The 21,709-nt window shown below is 44.2% G+C and carries 21 protein-coding genes; 9 read left to right on the top strand and 12 right to left on the bottom strand.

Features of this window, described 5'->3' with window-relative positions:
* Positions 1-3 precede the first annotated feature (3 nt).
* From dld to rluD, 4 genes are all read right to left on the bottom strand, one after another.
* On the bottom strand, positions 4-1,707 hold the full coding sequence (dld, locus tag ACXAGK_RS08375) for a D-lactate dehydrogenase (RefSeq protein ID WP_474855571.1): 1,704 nt from the start codon (positions 1,705-1,707) through the stop codon (positions 4-6).
* Positions 1,708-1,830: 123 nt separating this feature from the next.
* A complete protein-coding gene (gene clpB, locus ACXAGK_RS08370) occupies positions 1,831-4,407 on the bottom strand; it encodes an ATP-dependent chaperone ClpB (RefSeq protein ID WP_474855569.1) in 2,577 nt (858 codons plus the stop codon).
* Positions 4,408-4,657: 250 nt separating this feature from the next.
* The gene (gene pgeF / locus ACXAGK_RS08365) at positions 4,658-5,413 is read right to left on the bottom strand and encodes a peptidoglycan editing factor PgeF (RefSeq protein WP_474855567.1); all 756 of its coding nucleotides are present in this window, start codon (positions 5,411-5,413) and stop codon (positions 4,658-4,660) included.
* A gap of 16 nt (positions 5,414-5,429) precedes the next feature.
* Complete coding sequence (rluD, locus tag ACXAGK_RS08360; protein ID WP_474855565.1) at positions 5,430-6,413, bottom strand: 23S rRNA pseudouridine(1911/1915/1917) synthase RluD; 984 nt, start codon at positions 6,411-6,413, stop codon at positions 5,430-5,432.
* Between the two features lie 185 nt (positions 6,414-6,598).
* Here rluD and ACXAGK_RS08355 point away from each other — a divergent pair, with 185 nt between their 5' ends.
* Entirely contained in the window at positions 6,599-7,363 is a 765-nt protein-coding gene (locus ACXAGK_RS08355; protein WP_461851800.1) for an outer membrane protein assembly factor BamD, read from the top strand.
* A gap of 127 nt (positions 7,364-7,490) precedes the next feature.
* Here ACXAGK_RS08355 and ACXAGK_RS08350 read toward each other — a convergent pair whose 3' ends face one another.
* The 3 genes from ACXAGK_RS08350 to ACXAGK_RS08340 form a co-directional block, all read right to left on the bottom strand.
* Positions 7,491-8,234: a ChrR family anti-sigma-E factor gene (locus ACXAGK_RS08350; protein WP_474855563.1), complete on the bottom strand. Its 744-nt coding sequence runs from the start codon at positions 8,232-8,234 to the stop codon at positions 7,491-7,493.
* Positions 8,227-8,838: a sigma-70 family RNA polymerase sigma factor gene (locus tag ACXAGK_RS08345; protein ID WP_179983974.1), complete on the bottom strand. Its 612-nt coding sequence runs from the start codon at positions 8,836-8,838 to the stop codon at positions 8,227-8,229. The genes ACXAGK_RS08350 and ACXAGK_RS08345 overlap by 8 nt, the downstream gene beginning before the upstream one ends.
* Before the next feature lie 118 nt (positions 8,839-8,956).
* The gene (locus ACXAGK_RS08340; RefSeq protein WP_474805845.1) at positions 8,957-9,532 is read right to left on the bottom strand and encodes an LON peptidase substrate-binding domain-containing protein; all 576 of its coding nucleotides are present in this window, start codon (positions 9,530-9,532) and stop codon (positions 8,957-8,959) included.
* A gap of 258 nt (positions 9,533-9,790) precedes the next feature.
* Between ACXAGK_RS08340 and ACXAGK_RS08335 the strand changes: the two genes are divergently transcribed.
* The 5 genes from ACXAGK_RS08335 to ACXAGK_RS08315 are packed head-to-tail and all read left to right on the top strand — an operon-like array spanning position 9,791 to position 14,226.
* On the top strand, positions 9,791-10,234 hold the full coding sequence (locus tag ACXAGK_RS08335; protein WP_474855561.1) for a nuclear transport factor 2 family protein: 444 nt from the start codon (positions 9,791-9,793) through the stop codon (positions 10,232-10,234).
* The gene (locus ACXAGK_RS08330; RefSeq protein ID WP_474855559.1) at positions 10,231-10,950 is read left to right on the top strand and encodes an SDR family NAD(P)-dependent oxidoreductase; all 720 of its coding nucleotides are present in this window, start codon (positions 10,231-10,233) and stop codon (positions 10,948-10,950) included. Before ACXAGK_RS08335 ends, ACXAGK_RS08330 begins: the two co-directional genes overlap by 4 nt.
* A gap of 11 nt (positions 10,951-10,961) precedes the next feature.
* Positions 10,962-12,227 (top strand): NAD(P)/FAD-dependent oxidoreductase, encoded by a 1,266-nt coding sequence (locus tag ACXAGK_RS08325; RefSeq protein ID WP_474855557.1) that lies wholly within the window; start codon positions 10,962-10,964, stop codon positions 12,225-12,227.
* Positions 12,224-12,967 (top strand): DUF1365 domain-containing protein, encoded by a 744-nt coding sequence (locus ACXAGK_RS08320; RefSeq protein WP_474855555.1) that lies wholly within the window; start codon positions 12,224-12,226, stop codon positions 12,965-12,967. Before ACXAGK_RS08325 ends, ACXAGK_RS08320 begins: the two co-directional genes overlap by 4 nt.
* Positions 12,968-12,969: 2 nt before the next feature.
* Positions 12,970-14,226, top strand: a complete 1,257-nt coding sequence (locus ACXAGK_RS08315) for a class I SAM-dependent methyltransferase (protein WP_474855553.1) — start codon at positions 12,970-12,972, stop codon at positions 14,224-14,226.
* 127 nt (positions 14,227-14,353) lie between these two features.
* On the opposite strand, the gene ACXAGK_RS08310 is transcribed toward ACXAGK_RS08315, so the two are convergent.
* Together ACXAGK_RS08310 and pomA are read right to left on the bottom strand one after the other, a co-directional pair.
* On the bottom strand, positions 14,354-15,283 hold the full coding sequence (locus ACXAGK_RS08310; protein WP_118493432.1) for a flagellar motor protein MotB: 930 nt from the start codon (positions 15,281-15,283) through the stop codon (positions 14,354-14,356).
* Positions 15,283-16,044 carry a flagellar motor protein PomA gene (gene pomA / locus ACXAGK_RS08305; protein WP_012518934.1) on the bottom strand — a complete coding sequence of 254 codons (762 nt, stop codon included), beginning with the start codon at positions 16,042-16,044 and terminating at the stop codon, positions 15,283-15,285. The genes ACXAGK_RS08310 and pomA overlap by 1 nt, the downstream gene beginning before the upstream one ends.
* A gap of 400 nt (positions 16,045-16,444) precedes the next feature.
* Here pomA and xseB point away from each other — a divergent pair, with 400 nt between their 5' ends.
* From xseB to dxs, 3 genes are read left to right on the top strand one after another with little or no spacing between them, the layout of a single operon-like run.
* A complete protein-coding gene (gene xseB, locus ACXAGK_RS08300) occupies positions 16,445-16,687 on the top strand; it encodes an exodeoxyribonuclease VII small subunit (protein ID WP_136782332.1) in 243 nt (80 codons plus the stop codon).
* A gap of 29 nt (positions 16,688-16,716) precedes the next feature.
* Positions 16,717-17,607, top strand: coding sequence for a farnesyl diphosphate synthase (locus ACXAGK_RS08295; protein WP_474855551.1), 891 nt, complete (start codon positions 16,717-16,719; stop codon positions 17,605-17,607).
* Between the two features lie 32 nt (positions 17,608-17,639).
* On the top strand, positions 17,640-19,520 hold the full coding sequence (gene dxs / locus ACXAGK_RS08290) for a 1-deoxy-D-xylulose-5-phosphate synthase (protein ID WP_474855549.1): 1,881 nt from the start codon (positions 17,640-17,642) through the stop codon (positions 19,518-19,520).
* 204 nt (positions 19,521-19,724) lie between these two features.
* Here dxs and ACXAGK_RS08285 read toward each other — a convergent pair whose 3' ends face one another.
* Genes ACXAGK_RS08285 through nusB form a run of 3 tightly spaced genes read right to left on the bottom strand, consistent with a single transcriptional unit; the run spans position 19,725 to position 21,700 of the window.
* Positions 19,725-20,225, bottom strand: a complete 501-nt coding sequence (locus tag ACXAGK_RS08285) for a phosphatidylglycerophosphatase A family protein (RefSeq protein WP_474855547.1) — start codon at positions 20,223-20,225, stop codon at positions 19,725-19,727.
* A 38-nt stretch (positions 20,226-20,263) separates the two neighbouring features.
* On the bottom strand, positions 20,264-21,229 hold the full coding sequence (gene thiL, locus ACXAGK_RS08280) for a thiamine-phosphate kinase (protein WP_474805829.1): 966 nt from the start codon (positions 21,227-21,229) through the stop codon (positions 20,264-20,266).
* Positions 21,230-21,277: 48 nt separating this feature from the next.
* Positions 21,278-21,700, bottom strand: a complete 423-nt coding sequence (gene nusB, locus ACXAGK_RS08275; RefSeq protein ID WP_012518940.1) for a transcription antitermination factor NusB — start codon at positions 21,698-21,700, stop codon at positions 21,278-21,280.
* Between the last annotated feature and the right edge of the window lie 9 nt (positions 21,701-21,709).

Genomic DNA, 21,709 nt, shown 5'->3' with positions numbered 1-21,709 from the left:
GATTCAAACACAGCACGAACAGTTGCGTTTGTGCTTTTCCATCTTACCAATGCCTGGGTTAAAGGTATTGGTAGGGTCTAGCTCTCTGTAAAACTGCTGTAGAGTACTCTCTGCTTTATACAAATGCCCAACATTATGCTCGGCAGGATATTTAGCACCGCGGCTATCTAATAGTGCCAACATTTCTGCTTTTACTTTTTTGGGGTCGCTGCCCTTTTTCAGTATGTAATCTTGATGAAAAACATGGCAAAAGAAATGTCCGTAATAAAGCGGCTTTTTAACGTGTTTGGCTATGTGCTCAGGCAACGCTTCTACCCAAAATTCGTCATTGCGGCGCAAGGCAATATCTAACGCTAAAATATCCCCTACTTGTTTATGATGCATCATTTGATAACGCACCGCAGCGCCTGCCGCTGCAAAGCGAAGTAAAAAGGCTTTAGACGCTTCCTCTTCATTACAGGTAATATAGTCACCATCTAGCTTCTCTTCAGTAAACAATTTGGCTAAAAGAGTCTTTGCCTCTTCAATACCTCCATCGCTCATTTTAAGGATAAGGTGGTGCTCGTATTTGTCGCGGTAGGCTCTTAAACTTGCGGGGAGCTGGTCAGAGAAAAACTTACTCCCAAACTGCATAACTCTGTCGCTTAAATAGCGAGGCATAAAAGGCAGTTTGTTAAGCACAGCATCCACCCGCCCTTTTAGTGCAAACATTTTAGGTAGTGAATCAGTTCCCAAACGCTCAATACTTAACATGGTATCTTTGCCGTACACATCCGCAATATCAAACATCTCTCTATGCAGGTATTCGCCAACTTCGGGAATGTGTTTAAACGTCGACAAAATATCTTTGCGGATACGGGTAAGCACATCAGCATCGTTTGTGCCGATATAAAACGTTTGTTCTTTTTTAGGCACTTCGAATGTATCTAATCGCACGGCAAAAACGGCAATTTTACCCGCGCAACCGCTGGCTTCATATAGTCTTGATGGGTCGGCATTGAAGCGACTAGGCGTACTAGCATTTACATCTCGAACGATTTCTTCATAGTCACTGGCTGACGCTTTTTTACTCGTTTCTGGGAGGGATTTTGAATAATTACCAGAAGAAAGGTTTCCGATAATTTCTTCTGGTGTTTCACCCAAGTCTATTCCTAAATGATTAACCAGCTTTAAATCACCGATAGCATCTATTTGTGCAAATAGCGACAACTCCGTATAAGCGGGGCCTCGTTTAACCAATGCGCCGCCAGAATTATTAGCTACACCACCAACGATAGACGCCCCCAAACAGGACGATCCAATCACCGAATGTGGCGCGCGGCCAAGGGGCTTTAACATTTTTTCAAGCTTAAATAAGGTTGCCCCAGGAAAACTCAACACTTGGTTACCGTCGTTTATTAAAACGATATCATCCATGGCTAAGGTGTTAATTACCACCACAGGTCTATCGTAATCATTTCCGCTCGGGGTAGAACCTTCAGTCAAACCCGTTATAGCGGCCTGCATAATGATGACGCAGTTATATTCAACGCAAACCTTAAGCACTTCCCAATATTGCATTAGCGTATGTGGAAAAAGTACAGCCAATGCTTCACCTTCGCCCGAGCGCCATCCTTTTCGGTAGTGCTCAGTTTGGCGTTTTCCAACGGCAAGGTTGCTTTCCCCGAGCACGCGTTTAAATGCGTTAACAATTGGGGCTGTTTCCATGTATGACTCCTAACACTCACGCTGAAATTACTTTAGCAGAGTAAACTAAAGGAAAAGACAGTGCCAAGGCAATAAAAAAGGCACTGTTTCTAGTGCCTTTGAATTAAAGATTTGGTTTGCTGATTAACTGCTTACTACAAATAGTCCGCTGTCATCTGCATCAATACGAATGGTTGATTCGGGTAATAACTCGCCCGCCAGCAATTGCTGTGCGAGTGGATTTTCCACCTGAACTTGTATTGCTCGCTTGAGCGGTCTTGCACCAAACACAGGGTCGAAACCTGCATCGGCTAACTTGTCCATGGCTGCGGCAGACAAGGTAAGTTTGTAACCTTTTTCCGCTAGTCGTGCTCTAAGGGAAGCAAGCTGAATTTTAGCAATAGACTTAATTTGCTCTTTGCCCAACGGATGGAATACCACAATATCATCCACACGGTTGATGAACTCGGGCCTGAAGTGCTGCCCTACTACGCTCATTACCGATGCTTTCATATCGTCATACTGACTTTCGTTGTGCTTATCTTGAATGATGTCCGAACCCAAATTAGATGTCATGATCACCACGGTATTTTTGAAATCTACGGTGCGCCCTTGTCCATCAGTCAGCCTGCCGTCATCCAGCACCTGAAGTAAAATGTTGAATACATCAGGATGTGCCTTTTCAACCTCGTCCAACAAAATGACCGAGTAAGGCTTGCGGCGCACTGCTTCGGTTAAGTAGCCACCCTCCTCATAGCCAACGTAGCCAGGAGGCGCACCGACTAAACGGGCGACCGAGTGTTTTTCCATAAACTCAGACATATCGATACGCACCATGGCGTCTTCAGTATCGAACATAAAGCCAGCCAAGGCTTTGCAGAGCTCAGTTTTACCTACGCCCGTTGGACCTAGAAACAAGAATGAGCCAATTGGACGGTTTGGATCGGCAAGCCCCGCACGTGAACGGCGAATAGCATTTGATACTGCTTCAACGGCTTCTTCTTGCCCTACTACACGTTTATGAAGGACATCTTCCATACGCAACAGCTTCTCGCGCTCGCCTTCAAGCATTCTCGCTACAGGAATACCTGTCCATCGCGAGAGCACATCTGCAATTTCAATATCCGTTACTTTATTTTTAAGAAGCGTGGTCTCACGGGTTTCATTTTCAGCCGCCTGTTCGAGCTTGGCTTCAAGCTCAGGAATACGGCCGTACTGAAGTTCCGACATACGATTCAAATCAGATGCTCGACGGGCAATTTCTAAATCTAGCTTTGCTTGTTCAAGTTCCCCTTTGATGGTTTGGGTACCCTGCATGGCATCTTTTTCATCTAGCCATACTTTTTCAAGCTCTGCATACTTGGTTTCTGCTTGCTCGCGCTCAAGTTCAATCATTTCGAGGCGCTTATGACTCGCATCATCTGTTTCTTTAGCAAGCGCTTGCTCTTCCAACTTAAGCTGGATAATCCTGCGCTCCAAACGGTCCATATCCTCTGGCTTAGAGTCTATTTGCAAACGAATGCTAGAGGCCGCTTCATCAATAAGGTCGATGGCTTTATCGGGCAATTGACGGTCACTAATATAACGATGCGACAAACTTGCCGCTGCGACAATAGCTGGGTCAGTAATATCTACGGAGTGATGGAGTTCATAACGCTCTTTTAAGCCTCGAAGAATAGCAATAGTGTCCTCTACGCTTGGCTCTTCAACCAATACTTTCTGAAAACGGCGCTCAAGCGCAGCGTCTTTTTCAATGTACTGACGATATTCGTCTAGCGTGGTTGCCCCCACACAATGAAGTTCACCGCGTGCCAGCGCCGGTTTAAGCATATTCCCCGCATCCATGGCGCCATCGCCCTTCCCTGCACCTACCATGGTGTGCAGTTCGTCAACGAATAGAATGACGCGGCCTTCTTCTTTAGCCAATTCGTTAAGAACGGCCTTTAAACGTTCTTCAAACTCACCGCGGTATTTAGCCCCAGCCACTAACGCGCCCATATCTAGGGCAAGAACGCGCTTGTTCTTCAATCCTTCAGGCACTTCACCGTTAATAATGCGCTGCGCTAACCCTTCTACAATCGCCGTTTTACCTACACCAGGCTCACCAATAAGCACGGGGTTGTTTTTTGTTCTGCGCTGCAGAACTTGAACGGTACGGCGAATTTCGTCATCACGTCCAATTACCGGGTCGAGCTTGCCTTGTTCCGCTCGCTCAGTTAAGTCTGTGGTGTACTTTTCAAGGGCCTGGCGCACATCTTCAGCGTTAGGGTCTGTCACCTTCTGTCCGCCACGCATATCATCTATCGCGCTTTCAATAGCGTCTTTGGTGATATTCAAACTTTTAAGGATCTCACCCAATCGCCCTTTATCTTCAAGGGCTGCTAACACGAAGATCTCCGACGTTATATATTCGTCTTTTCGTTGCTGAGCAATCTTGTCGCAAAGGTTAAGTAAAATGCCACTGTCTTTGCTTAATTGAACATCACCACCAATGCCTTCAATTCTAGGTAAACGTTCAATAGCCTGACTCAAAGCAGAACGAAGTGCGTTAACATTAATGTTAGCTTGATCAAGCAACGGGCGTACTGAACCACCTTGCTGATTCAGCATGGCGGTCATTAAGTGGACAGGTTCAATGTATTGATGATCTCGCCCCAATGCGAGTGATTGAGCATCGGATATCGCGAGCTGAAATTTACTGGTAAATCTATCTAGTCTCATAATCTCAACCTAATAAGTGAACAACTATACCTGCGGTAACACACCGCAATTACGAACATTTTAACTCTCGCTGAGTGGGCAATGCTCTATGAGGAATGGTATTGCTTATGTTCTAGTTATGTAGGCTGCGCAATTGTGATTCAAGTATGAGATTGAAAAGTTAGCCAAAAAGATAACAAATACTGTAGAAACTTTGATTTAGCGCAAATAAATGATGGGATTAAGAACTAATGCCCATAGGATTAGATATCTAAAGCATACCTATTACGCTGACCATGCGCCCAGTTGTGCGTTTGTTTTGATGAGTGGCTCTCCGATGCGAATAGAAGCGTCGCTCGTCAGTGTAAGTACACAGGTTACTTTGCGTGATATCTTCAACACCAGCTTGCTGCAATTGCATCTGTGCAACTAAAGGTAAATCTAAAAGGTATTTACCCTCATTACTACTATTGGCAACGGCGCCGGCTACATGGCGAAACTTACTCGCCAGTTGAGCATCCACTTCATAGCAAGAACCGCTGATTGCGGGGCCTATCCAAGCCATGATTTTATTTGCATCGCAGTTAAATTGCCCAACCGCATTTCTAATAATATTAGTCTCAAGCCCTTTCCACCCTGCATGCACTGCTGCCACCTCTTGCCCATTCTCATCACATAATAGGATGGGCACACAGTCAGCAGTCATTACGGCGCAAAAATGTGAATTGGAAGAAGAATACGCTGCATCAGCGGTAGTGTCCGCGCTTGGCAGTGACACTACGCGGTTGCTGTGTACTTGCTCTAGCCACGTTATCTTTTCGCTGTGTGGGAGAAAGCTTCTATTGGCTTTAACTAGTAAAAGATCATCTCCCACGTGCGCACCAACATTTAAGCCTGCAAAATCACCTAAGCTCGTGCCTCCTTTTCTTGTCGTTGTATAAGCGACAATATTAGAGGGGCATGACCACGCTGGCGTAATTAAATCCAGCGCGGATGAAATAGGTGAATTTGCAGCTGAAAATGTCATAGTGTCAATGTTCTGCTTAAAGCATATCTTGCGGGTTGTCTGTAGAGTCTTTCTTCACCGCTTTTAGCAAGTCTTGCATATCTTGAGGAAGCGGCGTTTTCCAGGTCATCCACTCTTCGGTCTCAGGATGGAAGAGCGATAGCTGAGCGGCATGTAACGCCTGACGCTGAAATCCGCGAAGCGTAGCAATAAACTCCTCAGACGCACCTTTGGGTAAACGCGGACGCCCGCCGTAAACCTGATCGCCTAACAGCGGATGCTTTATATGTGCCATGTGCACGCGGATTTGGTGCGTACGACCGGTTTCAAGCTTCAAACGCAAATGAGTATAAGCGCGGAACTTTTCAATAACGCGATAATGCGTTACTGCTGGTTTACCCATTTCGCGAACTGCCATATGCGTGCGCTTTGTGGCATGCCTACCGATAGGTTCATCTACAATACCACCCGCAACCATAGTACCTAGAGCAATAGCTTCATATTCACGGCTCATCTCGCGGCGCTGTAGCTGGTCAACAAGGTGCGTTTGCGCAGGTATTGTTTTTGCTACTACCATTAAGCCCGTAGTGTCTTTGTCAAGACGGTGGACAATGCCTGCACGTGGAACTTTGTCAATTTCGGGATAGTGATTTAGCAATGCATTAAGCACTGTACCGCTTGGATTTCCCGCGCCAGGATGCACGACCAAATCAGCAGGTTTATTTATTACCAAGATGTGCTCATCTTCATAAACAATATCTAGCGCAATGTCTTGCGCAACACTTGTTACCTGCACGTCCATTTCAGCTTGTACAGTAATGAGTTCATCCATTTGCATTTTGTGTCTTGGGACGGTGATCACTTCACCATTTACCGCAACATTTCCGTCCTGAATCCAAGTTTTTAACTTAGAACGAGAATATTCAGGGAACAAATCAGCCAAAACCTGATCTAAGCGTAAACCAAAATGCGCAGCTTCCGTTGAAGCTTCTAGTTGTATTGTGTTCGGCGACTGTGTCATAACACCATTGATTACGTCTAAAAAAGGGTATTATAACAAGTATTCACGCTGTACACTGCCTTGTTTACGTTTTTGTATGGTTTTTCTCGTCGTTAGTACGTTAGAATGCAATTAAAGTGTTGTTGTTTAACACATGAGCTTAGACAGCGAAGTATTAAACTGTTTAGCAGGAAAATAGAATTATTATGAAATCATTTCGTCTACTGGCTCCCGTTTTATTGGGAGCTATGGTATCTGTCGCAGGATGTAGTTCTTCAGATAAAGAAGAGAAAGCCGTTTTAGCTAACATGGGTGCACAGCAACTGTACGACAGAGCAAAGCAAAGCATGGAGGTCGGTAACTTTAGCGCTGCTGCTCAAACGTTAAGTGCGCTAGATTCCCGTTACCCGTTTGGTCCACTGTCTCACCAAGTACAGCTAGATCTTATTTACAGCTACTATAAGTCGGGTAAGAACGAAGAAACACTTGCCACTATCGACAGATTTATCCGTCTTAATCCTAATCACTCTGATGTTGACTACGCGTATTACATGCGTGGCTTAACTAACATGGAATCAGACAGCAACCTATTCCAAGAGTTAATGAACATCGATCGTACGGATAGAGACCCATCAAAATCGCGCGCAGCGTTTGAAGACTTTCGCAGGCTTATCCAGCAGTATCCAGACAGCAAGTATGCGGCCGATGCGAAGCAACGTATGGTTCATATTAAAGACCGCCTAGCGCGTTATGAAATTGCTATTGCACGCTTTTATATGAGACGGGAGGCGTATGTTGCTGCTGCCAACCGTGGTCGCTATGTTATTGAGCACTTCCCGAACACTACGCAGGTCCAACAGGCCTTGGAAATTATGGTTTCAAGCTACGAGCAGCTTGGTCTTACAGAGCTTCGTGATAACGCAATGAAGACACTTAGACTTAACTATCCGGACAGCGAGTTTATTAGCTAGTCGAAGAGAGTTTGAGACGCGAACGACTATAGAACATTAATAGTTAAAACGAAAAAACGCACTTAAGTGCGTTTTTTGTTATTTAGCGATTGTAAGCACAGTAGCTGATAAGCAATCGTTTTAAACTTTAGCGGAAGAAAAGATGGCTAAATGGATTTAATAGTCTCGCTAAACCTGAAGTAAAGTGTAGTGGCTGATCTACAATGCTAAATACTAAGCAACCGTCTTTTCCTTCAGCCTTGGGTGTATGGGTCTTTTCACCATCCATGAAAATGAAGTCGCCAGTATCGTAACGGCTGAGCCCGTCACTAAATTCGCCATCAATAACTAACGTGTATTCAGTTCCTCGATGAGTATGCTCTGGCACACTTCCGCCACCGCCCATAAAGATAAAATTAGCGACGCCCTGATTACCTAAATCAACCGGGGCCTGCCATAGCTTACCGACTAAACTTGACCAGTTTCCAGTCTTTTCAATATACCGGTGAAGGGTTCGAGGTAAAGTAAACGTTCTGCCATCCAATTCAATAGAACTTAAGTTTTCTGATTTAGATGGTGCCCGAGGCTTTTTAAAAGTTTCTCGATATTCAGAAACACCAGCGGCCTCAATGCTTTCGCCAGAGGATTGTGGGAGTTGTGTAATTTGTGAAAACATATCGCCAAACTGAAGCGAGGCATCAGAAGTCGCGAAAACATTCTCACTTACAGCTGACATCATTTGTGCAGCTAAGCTTTCTGTCTCAATCTCAACAAATCGTTGACACTTCGGACACATATCGCAATGTGCCGAAACCATCAAAGATGTAGCAGGTGACAGCGTGCCCTCAACGAAATCTTTCAGTTGTTGGGCACTGGGATGAAACCTAATCATTATCGTTTAACATGACCTTTAATCTTTGAAGCGCCAAACGCGTACGAGACTTTACTGTACCTAATGGAATGGAAAGTTCGTCGGCGACTTCCTGCTGAGACTTGCCATCAATATAGATAGCTTCTACCACCGCTTTTTGTTTTACCGGCAGTGATTCAAATAAGTGACCAATTTGCTCTAACGTGACCTGCTCGTCAAGTGGCGCTTCATTCGCGTCTGCCGTTTGCTCGCAAAGCACTGGCCACAAATCATCAGAACACACGTCTTCTTTTCGGTTCTGCAACTTACGCAGCATGTCAAAACGTATATTACGCGCAATTGTAAAAATCCATGTCGATGGCGACCCTTTCTCGGCATTAAAAAGATGTGCTTTTTGCCAAACGTTTGACATGGTGTCTTGAACAAGTTCCATCGCTAACGCCTCATTTCCCATTTGTTTCAAAGCATATGAGCGCAAGCGAGGTGCGAAATAGTTAAATACTCTAGCAAAGGATCGTTTGCATCTGGCGTCAGCAACCGCCACAAGGTAATCAGACATTTCAGTAGCACATTCTTTAGGTTTGATTGTGCTGTTACTTTGTTCCAAAGGAATTCCAACTAACATAAGATTCGTCCGCTTTTCCGTTTTGGTTGTATCATTCTACGACGTTCTGACTTAAAACGATTGCGAAAAACGCAAATGTTGGATTACGAATTTGTAATGTCAATTTCAACTCTCAATATTAAGCGATTAGTGCAGAGAGATAATTTAGCAAACTAGTACATTCTCTTTGCGCTAAAAAATGCTGCTTTTGCGAGCCATCGACTGGCAATAACTCTAACCATCGATTTAATACCCAGTTGGGACAATTAAATTTCGGTGATTCATACAACGACGCCAGTTCTTCGTAATTTCCAAATATTTCTTTAAGCCGCTCGTCCATAGGCGCTATTTGTTGAGGGGCCAAATCGCATTTCCAAGGTTCTAACACCTTACAACTTCCAGTGCGAAGGCCATCTTTTTCAACTTCAATGCTACTTACCTCAACTAAATGAGAACCAGCAACCTTTATGCCAAGCAAACCATCGTCGAGCATATCAAAGTCGACAACCTGTGCGTATGTCCCTATTTTATGGATGTGTTCGTTTGAGCCTTTGTCTCCGTTTGCGTTTAGCATACACATCACAAAGCCTTTATTTTCGGCGCATGCCTGCTTAACCATACGCACATATCTAGGTTCAAAAATACGCAATGCCATTCTGCCTTCAGGCAAAAGGTGCGCAGATAAAGGAAATAAGGGAAAACGTTCTACACTCATACTCAACACTTCCGAAAACACGAAAATACTTACGCGACTGAGTACAAATAGGATCGAATGGGAAAATTTTTCACGGATAAACGGAGAAACATGATCTTAAGTTCAGCAATTAATGTAATTTAGTTTTTGTATAAAATTACTAACAGATTTTAGATCAGAGACTTGCAGTCAATAATTAAAAAAATTTTTGTAAGGTTCAGAGAAAATCATAACTGAATGATTTATCAGTACTCAAGATTTTAATGTAAAGGAAGTTGTATGGATGTCATCGAGCGCTTTTGTAAAATTTACACAGATATATGTCAGATATCTCCAGATGACTTGGAAGACATCTATGCCAGCGATATTACATTTATCGACCCCATTACAGTACACAGGGGGATTGACGAAGTTAAGGACTACTTTTCTAACCTTCTTACCCAAGCCGAATCGTGCAAGTTCGATATAGCAGACATTTTCCAATGCTCTGGACAAAAATCTCAAAGTCAATTCGAGGTGACTCACGTTATAAACTGGACTATGACCCTCGTACTGAAAAACAATGCGAAAAAGATCACGCTAGACGGTACAACACAACTTGGCGTTGCCGATGACATCATCATTTACCACAAAGATTATTACGATTTGGGCGAAATGGTTTACGAGCACGTACCTATCTTAGGTTTTATAATCAAAAAGATAAAAGGGAAGCTGGCAAAATGAAGAGTATCTTAATCACTGGCGCAACATCTGGAATAGGTAAAGCATTAGCAATCAAGTGTGCCGATAATGGGTACAGTGTCATTGCTTGTGGAAGAAACAAAGAAGCCCTTGATGAACTTAGCAAAAATAGCAATATTAGCGGTTGTCAGTTTGATGTGTCAGATCTAGAAGATACAAAGCGAGCATTAGCAAATGTTAAGTTCGATATTGCTGTACTTAATGCTGGTACTTGTGAATATGTCGACCTTGAGGATTTCGAGCCCGACATGTTCCGCCGCGTTTTCGAGCCTAATTTCTTTGGCGTAGTTCACTGTGTTAATGCGCTTCTCCCGAGATTGAAAGATGGCGACAAGCTAGTCATAGTCGACAGTATGGCCCGTCTATTACCTTTCACACGCACACAAGCCTATGGCTCTAGTAAAGCTGCCCTTCATTATTTTACGAAGTCTTTAGAAGTCGATCTTCACCATAAAGGCGTGAAAGTACAGGCAGTATCGCCCGGTTTCGTTGAAACACCTTTGACCGACAAGAACGACTTTGAAATGCCGATGAAAATTAGCGCTGAAGAAGCCGCTGAGGCCATGCTTAAAGGAATAGAAAGTAATAAGCAAACCGTTTTCTTTCCTCGCTTCTTTGGGTTTATTCTGCGCTTTATGCACATATTGCCGACGCCACTTCAAAAGCGCTTATCTTTGGCTATGCGAAAAAAACAATAAGAGAAGTAAGAATGAATAATAAGATTGCCATAATAGGCACAGGTATTTCAGGGTTAACCTGCGCACACCTTTTAAATAGACAGCATGACATCACAGTTTACGAAGCGAATGACTACATTGGCGGTCACACAGCAACAAAGAAAATCGATGATAACGGCCAGACACATCATATCGATACGGGTTTTATCGTCTTCAATGACTGGACTTACCCGAACTTCATTAAGCTTATTACTCAGCTAAACGTTGACTACCAACCAACAGAGATGAGCTTCTCTGTTATGAGTAAAAAAGCAAATTTAGAATACAATGGTAATAACTTAAACAGCTTGTTTGCACAGCGACGTAACATTCTTCGACCTAAGTTTTGGCGCATTGTTAAAGACATACTGACGTTCAATAAAGCGTGTAAAGCCATGGTGGCTGAAGAGCGCGACACGTCTTCGTTAACGCTGGAAGATGTTATTAAAGAATTAGGGCTAAGCGACGATTTCGCGCGCTACTATATACTACCTATGTGTGCCGCTATTTGGTCTAGTAGCCTAGAACAAACGAGGAAGTTTCCATTAACCTTCTTCTTGCAGTTTTTTAATAATCACGGCCTGCTCAATATTACCGACCGACCACAGTGGTACACGATTAAAGGTGGCTCTAGCCAATATATACCGCCATTGGTTGCACCATTTGAGTCTAAAATTAAATTATCTACGGCTGTAGTTTCTGTGGCCAAACGCGATGATAAGTGGGAAGTTACTGATTCATCTGGTGCAGTTGCGACGTTCGATCATGTCGTGTTTGCGTGTCACAGCGACCAAGCGTTAAAAATGATTCATTCCCCTACTTCACTGCACAAAGATATTCTTGGCAATATTCCTTATGCGGAAAATGATGTGGTCATGCACAAAGACACAGGCCAATTACCAAAGAGAAAGTTAGCGTGGGCTAGTTGGAACTACAGCTTAAAAGAAGACGCGAGCGAGGAAGCCCGCCCCGCTTCTGTCACCTACAATATGAACATTCTCCAGCGATTAGAAGCGGAGAATACGTATTGCGTAACGCTCAATAATACGCCTGAAATTGACGAAAAGAGTATTTTGCGAAGCTATCAATACGCTCACCCTCAGTACAGTGCCAACATGGTTGAAGCGCAGTCACGTAGAAGTGAGATTTGCGGCGTAGATAATTTACATTTTTGTGGGGCCTACTGGTACAACGGTTTCCATGAAGACGGCGTTACCAGTGCACTAGACGTTTGTGCTCGTTTTGGTGAAACCCTGTGATAGAAAGCGCGATATATAAAGGTAAGGTATATCATCAACGTTTCAAGCCTACCCAACACAAGTTTGACTACGACATTTATCTGTTTTGGTTAAAACTCGAAAGTGAGGAACTGAACGTGCTATCGGATACGCTGAAGTATTTTAGCGCGCACACTAAAGCACGAGTTCGATTCAAGCGGGAAGACTATCTAGGTGACCCTTCTATTTCTTTGAAACAAGCCGTGTTGCAAAGAATGACCGAATTAAATGATGGTAAAGCGCTAAGCGGCGACGTTTTTATGCTAGGTCAGTTACGCATGTGGGGTCTGTATTTCAGCCCAGTTAACTTTTATTACCTTCGCAACGCTGAGGGTAAATATACTCATATGCTTGCTGAGGTTAGCAATACTCCTTGGAATGAGCGCCACCACTATCTGGTAAATCTTGACATCCAAGCCGATACAGCAAAGGCTTTTCACGTGTCGCCTTTTAATCCTATGGATATGACCTATAAATGGTCGATTTCTCAGCCTTCGTCTAGACTTTCTTTAGCGATGGATTGCGTAAGAGAAGACAAAGAATTTAGCGCAGGGATTAATTTGACTAAATTTACTTTAGATAATGCGAATCTATCTGCCGCACTTAAACGTATACCCAGTATGACGATAAAAACCGTGGCCGGAATTTATTGGCACGCGCTTAAGCTATTGCTGAAACGAACGCCACTATATACACACCCAGAAAAGAGTCAGGAACAATAACAATGTCTTTCGGTGAATCTGTACTACTGACCACCTCAGAGGTCTCTTTTGTAGATAAAACTTGTAGAACACTATTTTTGAAGTGTTTAAATCAGCTTCCATTTGGTCGCTTAACTATTCAAGAAAACGGCGATGTCGTGGCGCGTTTCGGCACAGACGAAAGTGACTTGCGCGCTACGGTAAATATCAAAAATGTGCAAGCCTATCGACAGTTGTTACTTGGCGGCAGTGTGGGCGCTGGCGAGGCGTACATGGACGGGTTGTGGGACAGTGACGATGTAACAGCCGTAGTAAGGATTTTCGCAAGGAACTTACCCACCCTTGATGAGTGGGAAAATAAGTTTAAGTGGCTAACCATGCCCATTAATAAAATTCAGCATTTTGCGCGTCGAAACACAAAAGACCAAGCTAAAAAGAACATTGAAGCGCATTATGATTTGGGTAATAAGCTTTATACACGCTTTCTTGACCCAACAATGATGTATTCATCAGCTATATACCCTGACCCGAATGCAACGCTAAACGACGCGCAGAACTACAAACTAAAAGCTATTTGTGACAAATTACAACTTTCTGAAGCAGATCACCTTTTAGAAATAGGCACTGGCTGGGGCGGCCTTGCAGTTTATGCTGCGAAACACTACGGCTGCAGTGTCACCACCACGACTATTTCAGAAGAGCAGCACGCATGGGCGAAAGATTGGATTGAACGGGAAGGATTGGAAAGTAAAATTACCTTACTTAAAAAAGATTATCGCTTGCTTGAAGGTAAATACGACAAACTAGTATCCATTGAAATGATTGAAGCGGTTGGCAAACAGTATTTAGGTAACTTCTTTGAAAAATGTGCTTCTCTTTTAAAAGACGACGGTCTTATGTTGCTTCAGTCGATAACCATTGACGATAGACGTTATGATAGCTATTCAAACAGCGTAGACTTCATACAGAAATACATTTTTCCGGGTGGTTTTTTACCATCGCAATACCAGCTAAATGCCCATCTTAAAAAGTACACGAACATGATGATCCGTGACTTACATGACATTGGTGTGGACTATGCAAAAACGCTAAACCATTGGTATGAAGCATTTATCTCGGCTAAAGATGAATTATTGAGTGATGGTTACGACGAGCGCTTTATACGTATGTGGACCTATTACCTCAAATATTGCGAAGGTGGCTTTCTAGAAAGAACCATTAGCACTGTACAACTTGTTATATCTAAACCTCAGTACAGAGAAGAACTAGCCAGAGTTTGATTGTCGTTGCTGGGTAGGTAATTATCTATGAGGATTGGTATGAGTACCCAGCAAGCAATTTTAAACCAAAAAGCGGTGCCATATGGCACCGCTTTTTAGTGGATATTGTAATTCAAAAGAGTACCGCTTAATCGTCTACCACTGATATGGGTTTGGATATCATTGGTTTACCTTGGTTAATATTAATTTCCACTCGGCGATTCTTAGCTCTATCACTCGCGGTCGTGGCATTTTCAACGATAGGATTAGTATCAGCTTTGCCAACCACAGACATACGGCTTTCATCAAACCCAGGCGCTGTCCGCATAGCTTCGGCCACCGCTACTGCCCGTTGTGATGATAAATCCCAGTTTGAGCGATATAATTCGTTTGCAATATGTTGACCATCGCTATGACCCGAAATCTCAATCTCTCCAGGTACATCCGCTAAAAGCACACCAATTTTTCTTAATACGGGCTGAAATTGTGGCTGCAAGAAAGCAGACCCTGCTGAGAACGAACCATTCTCGCGAATACGAATAGTAAGCTGCTGCCCCAGCGACTCCATCTCAACCGACCCATCTAAAATTTGCTTTTCTAATTGTTGGGCCACTTTTTTCATCAATTCAGCCATTTGAGATTGGTCAGTGCTTTGCTCAGCGGATGAAGATGACTCAGTAGCCGTCTGTTGAGACTGACCGCCCCGTTGTTCGCCACGCTGCTTTTGCCTGCCGCCGGCTGAATCCTCATTTCCCGCTTGAAATTCTAGCATTTGCTGAGTCATTTCGTTGGTTTGCTGCTGAATAGATTCAATTGGCGTGGGATCAGGCTTACCAGGTCGAAACTCCATAGCTATAACACTGGTCCCTTTAGGAATGTCTTTTACTTCAATTTTGTTTTGCACACCGAATGCAAACTTCATTGAGCCCGCTATTTGCTTAAATTTGAGTACGTCCATTTCGGAGAATGAAAGCAAAAGTACAAAGAAGCACATAAGCAGTGACATTAAGTCTGCGAAGGTTCCCATCCAAGCTGGAAGCCCCTCGGGGGGGCATTTTGGGCATTCTTCTTCGGCCATTACTCTTCCTCTGCGCTTCCACGCTTACTTGCAGCAAGGTAGTTTTTCAGTACGCCTTCAATAACTCGAGGGTTTTGACCGTCAGCGATACCGACAATACCGTCAAGAACAAGGCTTTGATTGAGCTTTTCTTCCCCTGCTCGCACAGAAAGTTTGAATGCTATTGGCAAACAGATAACGTTGGCGAAAAAAGCGCCATAAAGGGTGGTAAGTAGTGCTACCGCCATTGCAGGGCCAATAGCTTTTGGGTCATCCATGTTTGATAGCATGGCAACCAAACCAATCAAGGTACCGATCATACCCATGGCGGGCGCAATATCGCCCATGCCTTTAAAAAACGAGGCGCCAAAATCGTGTCGTTCAGACGTCATAGAAATATCTTTGGCAAGAGTTTCTCTGACCACTTCGATATCGTGGCCATCCACCAACATGTCGACACCTTTTTGCATAAACTCGTTAGAGATTTCCGCTTCCTCTAAAGCCAAGAAGCCACCTTTTCGCGCCGCATCCGCCATCTCTACGATTTTCTCAATAAGCTCCTCTGGTGATTCAATCTTGAACATGAATGCTTTACCAGCAATCTTACCTGCACCGAAGAACTGACCTAAAGTAAATTGTGACAAGACAACAAATAAAGTCCCACCAAACACGATCAATATTGATTGGACGTCGATGAACATGCCTAAGCTGCCGCCTAGAATCATAGCCATAACTATGAAACCAATGGCGCCCAACATACCTATGACGGTTGCTAAATCCACTCACTCTTCCCCATTTATGCGCAGTCAGTGCTGTTAATGTACAAATATTCTATCGGCAAAGGATAAAAATACTAAAACGACATTATTGAAAAATATCATATTTATTTGTTTTTTATTAAGTGTGACTTTAAAAAAACCTGTTCAAAGGTTTGCTATACATCGTCCTTGCTTACAGCGTTCGCCTACCTATCAGAACACGCATGCACCCTTCTATTTAAAGTAATGTAGCCACTTATTTCGAATATAGCACAATATCTTCCTATTCAACGTGGTCAGCTGCATGAAAAAAAAGCTATATTACTGTGATATAGGCGATATACGGACAAACCATTTGACCCTTGTGCGGCCCTCAGTTAATGTGCGCGGTACACGTATTTTGGCCAATGTATTGAGTGTTTTTATGACGACAGAAAAAGCATCAGCGTCTTTTGAAGAAACTTTATCAGAACTAGAAGCTATCGTTAACGAAATGGAAAACGGTGATCTGCCTCTTAATAAAGCACTGGAAAAATTTGAACGAGGCATAGCGTTATCTCGTCAAGGCCAGCAATCACTTGAAAACGCCGAGCAAAAAGTAAAAATATTGCTTAGTGAACAAGGCGAAGAAACGCTTCAGACTCTTCCTGAAAGTGAACAGCCGTAAAACGTTCATTTTTAACTTACAGGCGACCTATGAATTTTTCTGCTTTGCATCAGCAAGTGAAACAGCAAACTGATGCATCCCTTCTTACCTTAATTGATGATTTACCCGATTACGCACCGCGCCTTAAAGATGCAATGCGTCACGCATTGCTTGCAGGTGGCAAGCGCATGCGCCCACTACTAGTGCAGGTTGTAGGAAACACGTTAGACGTGCCCAAAAAAGATCAGATGGCTATAAGCATGGCTATTGAGTGCGTGCACGCCTACTCGTTAGTTCATGATGATTTACCAGCCATGGACGATGATGATTTACGTCGCGGAATGCCAACGTGTCATATTGCCTTTGATGAAGCTACGGCTATTTTAGCTGGCGACGCGCTGCAAGCCCTCGCATTCACGGTTTTAGCCGATGCGCCACTAAGTGCGTACGCCGAAACGAAGCGTGGTCAGTTATTGTCTGTACTCGCAAAAAGTGCTGGCTACGTAGGCATGTGTGGTGGCCAGGCTATTGACCTTGCCAGTACAGGTAAAGCCATCTCGATAGAAGAACTGAAACAGCTTCACAAACTAAAAACTGGGGCTTTGCTGAAGGCCTGTGTTGAAATGGTCGCTATTGTCAGTGAAGGCTTATTGCCACAAACTAAAACTGACTTAATGGCTTATGCCGCCGATATCGGGCTAGCTTTTCAAGTTCAAGACGACATTTTAGACGTTGAAGGCAGCAGCGAGAAATTAGGTAAACCGGCAGGGTCAGACGAAGCATTGGGTAAAAACACGTTTCCCGCCAAGCTCGGAATGGCTGGCGCTAAACAAGAATTAGAAATGCTTCACGATAATGCACTTCAAGCATTGACGCGTTTACCCTACAATATCGACAGTTTAATTGCGTTTAGCGAGCTTTTGGTGAAACGTGACCATTAGCCACGCGCCATGTTGAAAAAGATAATAAGTACATGAGTTTAGATCTCCAACATTACCCAACGCTTGCGCTTGCGCAAACACCTGAAAAATTGAGGCAGCTGCCCCAGGATAAATTACGCGAGCTCGCCGATGAGTTGCGTGAGTACTTACTTAATAGCGTAAGCCAAACCAGTGGTCACTTCGCTTCCGGTTTAGGCACGGTAGAGCTTACTGTCGCGTTACATTATGTATACAACACACCTTTTGACCGTTTGTTGTGGGACGTAGGGCACCAAGCCTACCCTCATAAAATCCTGACGGGCCGAGCAGAGCGCATGAGTACCATTCGTCAAAAGAATGGCCTACACCCATTTCCTTGGCCGCCTGAGAGCGACTATGACACCTTTGCTGTGGGTCATTCTTCCACATCGATTAGCGCTGCGCTGGGTATGGCCGTAGCGGCAGAAAAAGAAGGTGAAGACCGCAAAGTGGTGGCCGTTATTGGCGACGGCGCAATGACCGCAGGTATGGCGTTTGAAGCCCTTAACCATGCAGGTGATATCAAAAAAGACATGGTGGTTGTACTTAATGACAACGAAATGTCTATATCTGAAAACGTAGGGGCGTTAAACAGCCACCTAGCCCGTTTGCTAACGGGTAACTTTTTCAACTCAATACGGGATGGCGGCAAAAAGCTGTTAAGCAATGTACCACCTATTAAGGAATTCGCTAGCCGCGCAGAAGAGCACCTTAAAGGTATGGTTGTGCCCGGTACTATCTTTGAAGAGTTGGGCTTTAATTATATTGGTCCTATCGATGGTCACGATGTGAACGCTGTAGTCGATACCCTTCGCAATATGCGTAACTTTGAAGGTCCTCAGCTTTTACATGTTGTGACAAAGAAAGGTAAGGGCTACGCCGTTGCTGAAGAAGACCCTATTAAATTTCACGCGGTGCCAAAATTTAATCCGGCAGATAATGCTCTGCCAAAATCGAAGCCCTCTGCCCCAACCTACTCTGCTATTTTTGGAAAATGGCTATGTGATATGGCCGCCCAAGACCCAAAACTAATGGCTGTAACACCTGCAATGCGTGAAGGTTCTGGCATGGTTGAGTTTTCTCAGCGTTTTCCCGAACAATACTTCGATGTTGCCATTGCCGAGCAACATGCTGTGACCTTTGGCGCCGGTCTTGCCAAAGACGGTATGAACGCGGTTGTTGCGATTTATTCATCGTTCCTTCAGCGCGCTTACGATCAGCTTATCCACGATGTGGCAATTCAAGACTTGCCGGTATTATTTGCTATAGACAGAGCGGGCATTGTGGGCGCTGATGGCCCTACTCACCAAGGCGCGTTTGATATTGCTTTCCTTCGCTGCATTCCAAATATGGTCGTCATGGCACCTTCAGACGAAAATGAATGTCGTCAAATGCTCTATACTGGTCACAAGCTACAAAAGCCAGCAGCAGTCCGCTACCCTCGTGGCGCGGGCATGGGCGCCACGCCTGACGAAGCCATGACTGAACTTAAAATAGGTAAATCACGTACTTGTCGAGAAACCTCTAAAGATAAATCTGAAAGCGTTGCTATTTTGAATTTCGGCTGCTTACTGCCCTACGCGCTTGAAGCTGCAGAAGCTATTGATGCCACCGTCATCGACATGCGTTTCATTAAGCCGTTAGACGGCGAGGCAGTCTTAAAGGCAGCCAGTGAACACAGCGCCCTTATCACGTTAGAAGACGGCTGTATTATGGGTGGAGCTGGCAGTGCGGTGCTTGAACACTTGCAGCAAAATGGTGTTCTTAAGGCAGTCAAAATGTTAGGTCTGCCTGATAGCTTTATCCTGCAAGGTACACAACAGGAAATGTATAAAGAGCATGGCTTAGATGCTGAAGGAATTATTGCTGCAGCAAATAGTTTTATAGCCAATTAGCTATAAAGCTAGCTTTGTAAAAGCGACTACTATGTTTTTCGTTTGAGCGCAGAGATCAAAAAGCCCGCAAACTGCGGGCTTTTTCGTGATGCATTTCGCTATTGTTTGTCTTTTTATTGCCTAACTCTTTATTTCCTAATTTATCATTGCCTAACTTCTCTCAGTCGCCAATCTATGAGAGCGGCCTTGAATCTTCACTTTTAGCTAGAACAACGCCAGAGCTGCTGGCCAGAACACCATTAATAAATGTAAACAGCCGCATGCCATGGCACTAGCAAGAATATCATCCAGCATAATGCCTGTACCGCCGTGTAAGCGCTTGTCGATAATACCTATTGGCCAAGGCTTTAAGATATCGAAAAGTCTGAACAGAACAAAGCCCACGAGTAAAGATGACGCTGAGATAGGTACAAATAGAAAGGTGATAAACATGCCCGCTATTTCATCCCACACAATAGAGCCGTGATCGTGTACCTGCATATCGTCTGCGGTCTTGCCACATAGATAGATACCTACTACTGAAAATATCAGCGTAAGCGCGATGAAGGAAACCACTGAGATCTGGCTGCACGCTACAAGAAGCGGTAGTGCAGCAAGCGAGCCAAATGTACCTGGCATAAAAGGAACAAGCCCGCTACCAAAACCGAGTGCGAGAAAATGAACTGGATTTTTCATACTCACTCTAGCGCGATATTCCGCCTGCATGCTTCTTCCTTTATTTACTATTGTAAGATGTGGTTTGCCTAAAAGGCGTGCTCGTAGCCAGAAGCATTAGCTGGCGTATACTTTTCATTATCTTTCAGCAACGAAAGTGAACCGCTATGCCCGGTTAATTGGCCAATACACGTGGCTTTTACATTCGTACTTGCCAACGAAGTTTCAAGGCTACCGCGCTGCTCTTCACTTACAGTAAAAATAAGTTCGTAGTCATCACCAGCAGATAATGCATATTCAATAGCTTGTTCAGGTGTGACTGCACTTGTTAGTGCTCGTGATAGCGGTAAACGATCTACATGAACATTCGCACCGCAATTAGACGCTTTTAAAATGTGCCCTAAATCTGAAATCAAGCCATCGGAGATATCAATGCAAGACGTTGCAATACGACGAATCGCCGTACCCACAGCAACACGAGGTGTTGGGAAGTAATGGCGATTAACCAAAACATCTTTCGCTTCACCACTTACGCTGAGATTTTTTTGCAGAATATCTAAGCCCGCTCCTGCATCACCTAGTGTTCCGGTAACATAAAGCCAATCACCCGGCTTCGCGCCGCTGCGCGTTAGTTCCGAACCCGGCGGAATAAAACCTTGTGCAGTAATAGTAAACGCCATAGGGCCTTTTACTGTATCGCCACCGATAAGCTGAACAGAATAGTACTGAGTAAGCTCGTACAATCCAGATACAAAGTCATCTAACCATGCTTCATCTACTTCAGGCAGTGACAAAGACAAGCTGATCCATGCGGGCTCAGCCCCCATAGCGGCAAGGTCACTTAAATTAACAGCAACGGTTTTGTAGGCTACAGACTTAGCCGGTGCATCTTTTAAAAAGTGCACGCCTGCGACAAGGGTATCTGTAGTAACGGCAAGTTGTTGGTTTTCAGGAACCGTTGTTACAGCACAGTCATCACCAATACCAATAACAACGTCTTTGCGTTTGTGGCCACTGTTTGAAAAATAGCGGCCGATAAGATCAAATTCTTTCACGGTAATTTTTAAACCCTTTTAGCGGCAATCCATGCCGCCACGGTAAGGTTAGTCGCGCTCGTCTTTGCGCAACGTGCGCACTGCTTTATCCAGTGCACCATTAATGAACTTATGGCTTTCTTCAGCACCAAATGCCTTAGCTAGCTCAATCGCTTCATTAATAATTACGCGGTAAGGTACGTCGATACGCTCAGTGAGTTCCAGCGTCGCAATGCGCAAGATGGCTTTTTCGATAGCGTCTAACTCTTCTGGCAAACGGCCAAGATAAGGCTTGATGGTTGCATCAAGTTTACTTGCGTTGTGTGCAACACCGCGAAGCAACGCTTGGAAATACGCCATGTCTACCTTTTGCATGTCGTTACTGGTGGCTAGCGCCAGTTCAACCTGCTGAATATCGTTGTGACTCATTTGCCATGAATACACACCTTGAAGGGCGAGTTCACGGGCTTTACGACGAGCTGAAACTTTCACTTAATGTTT

The organism is Alteromonas sp. ABM1_013, assembly GCF_056160505.1.
This window is presented reverse-complemented; position numbering and strand designations above follow the sequence as displayed.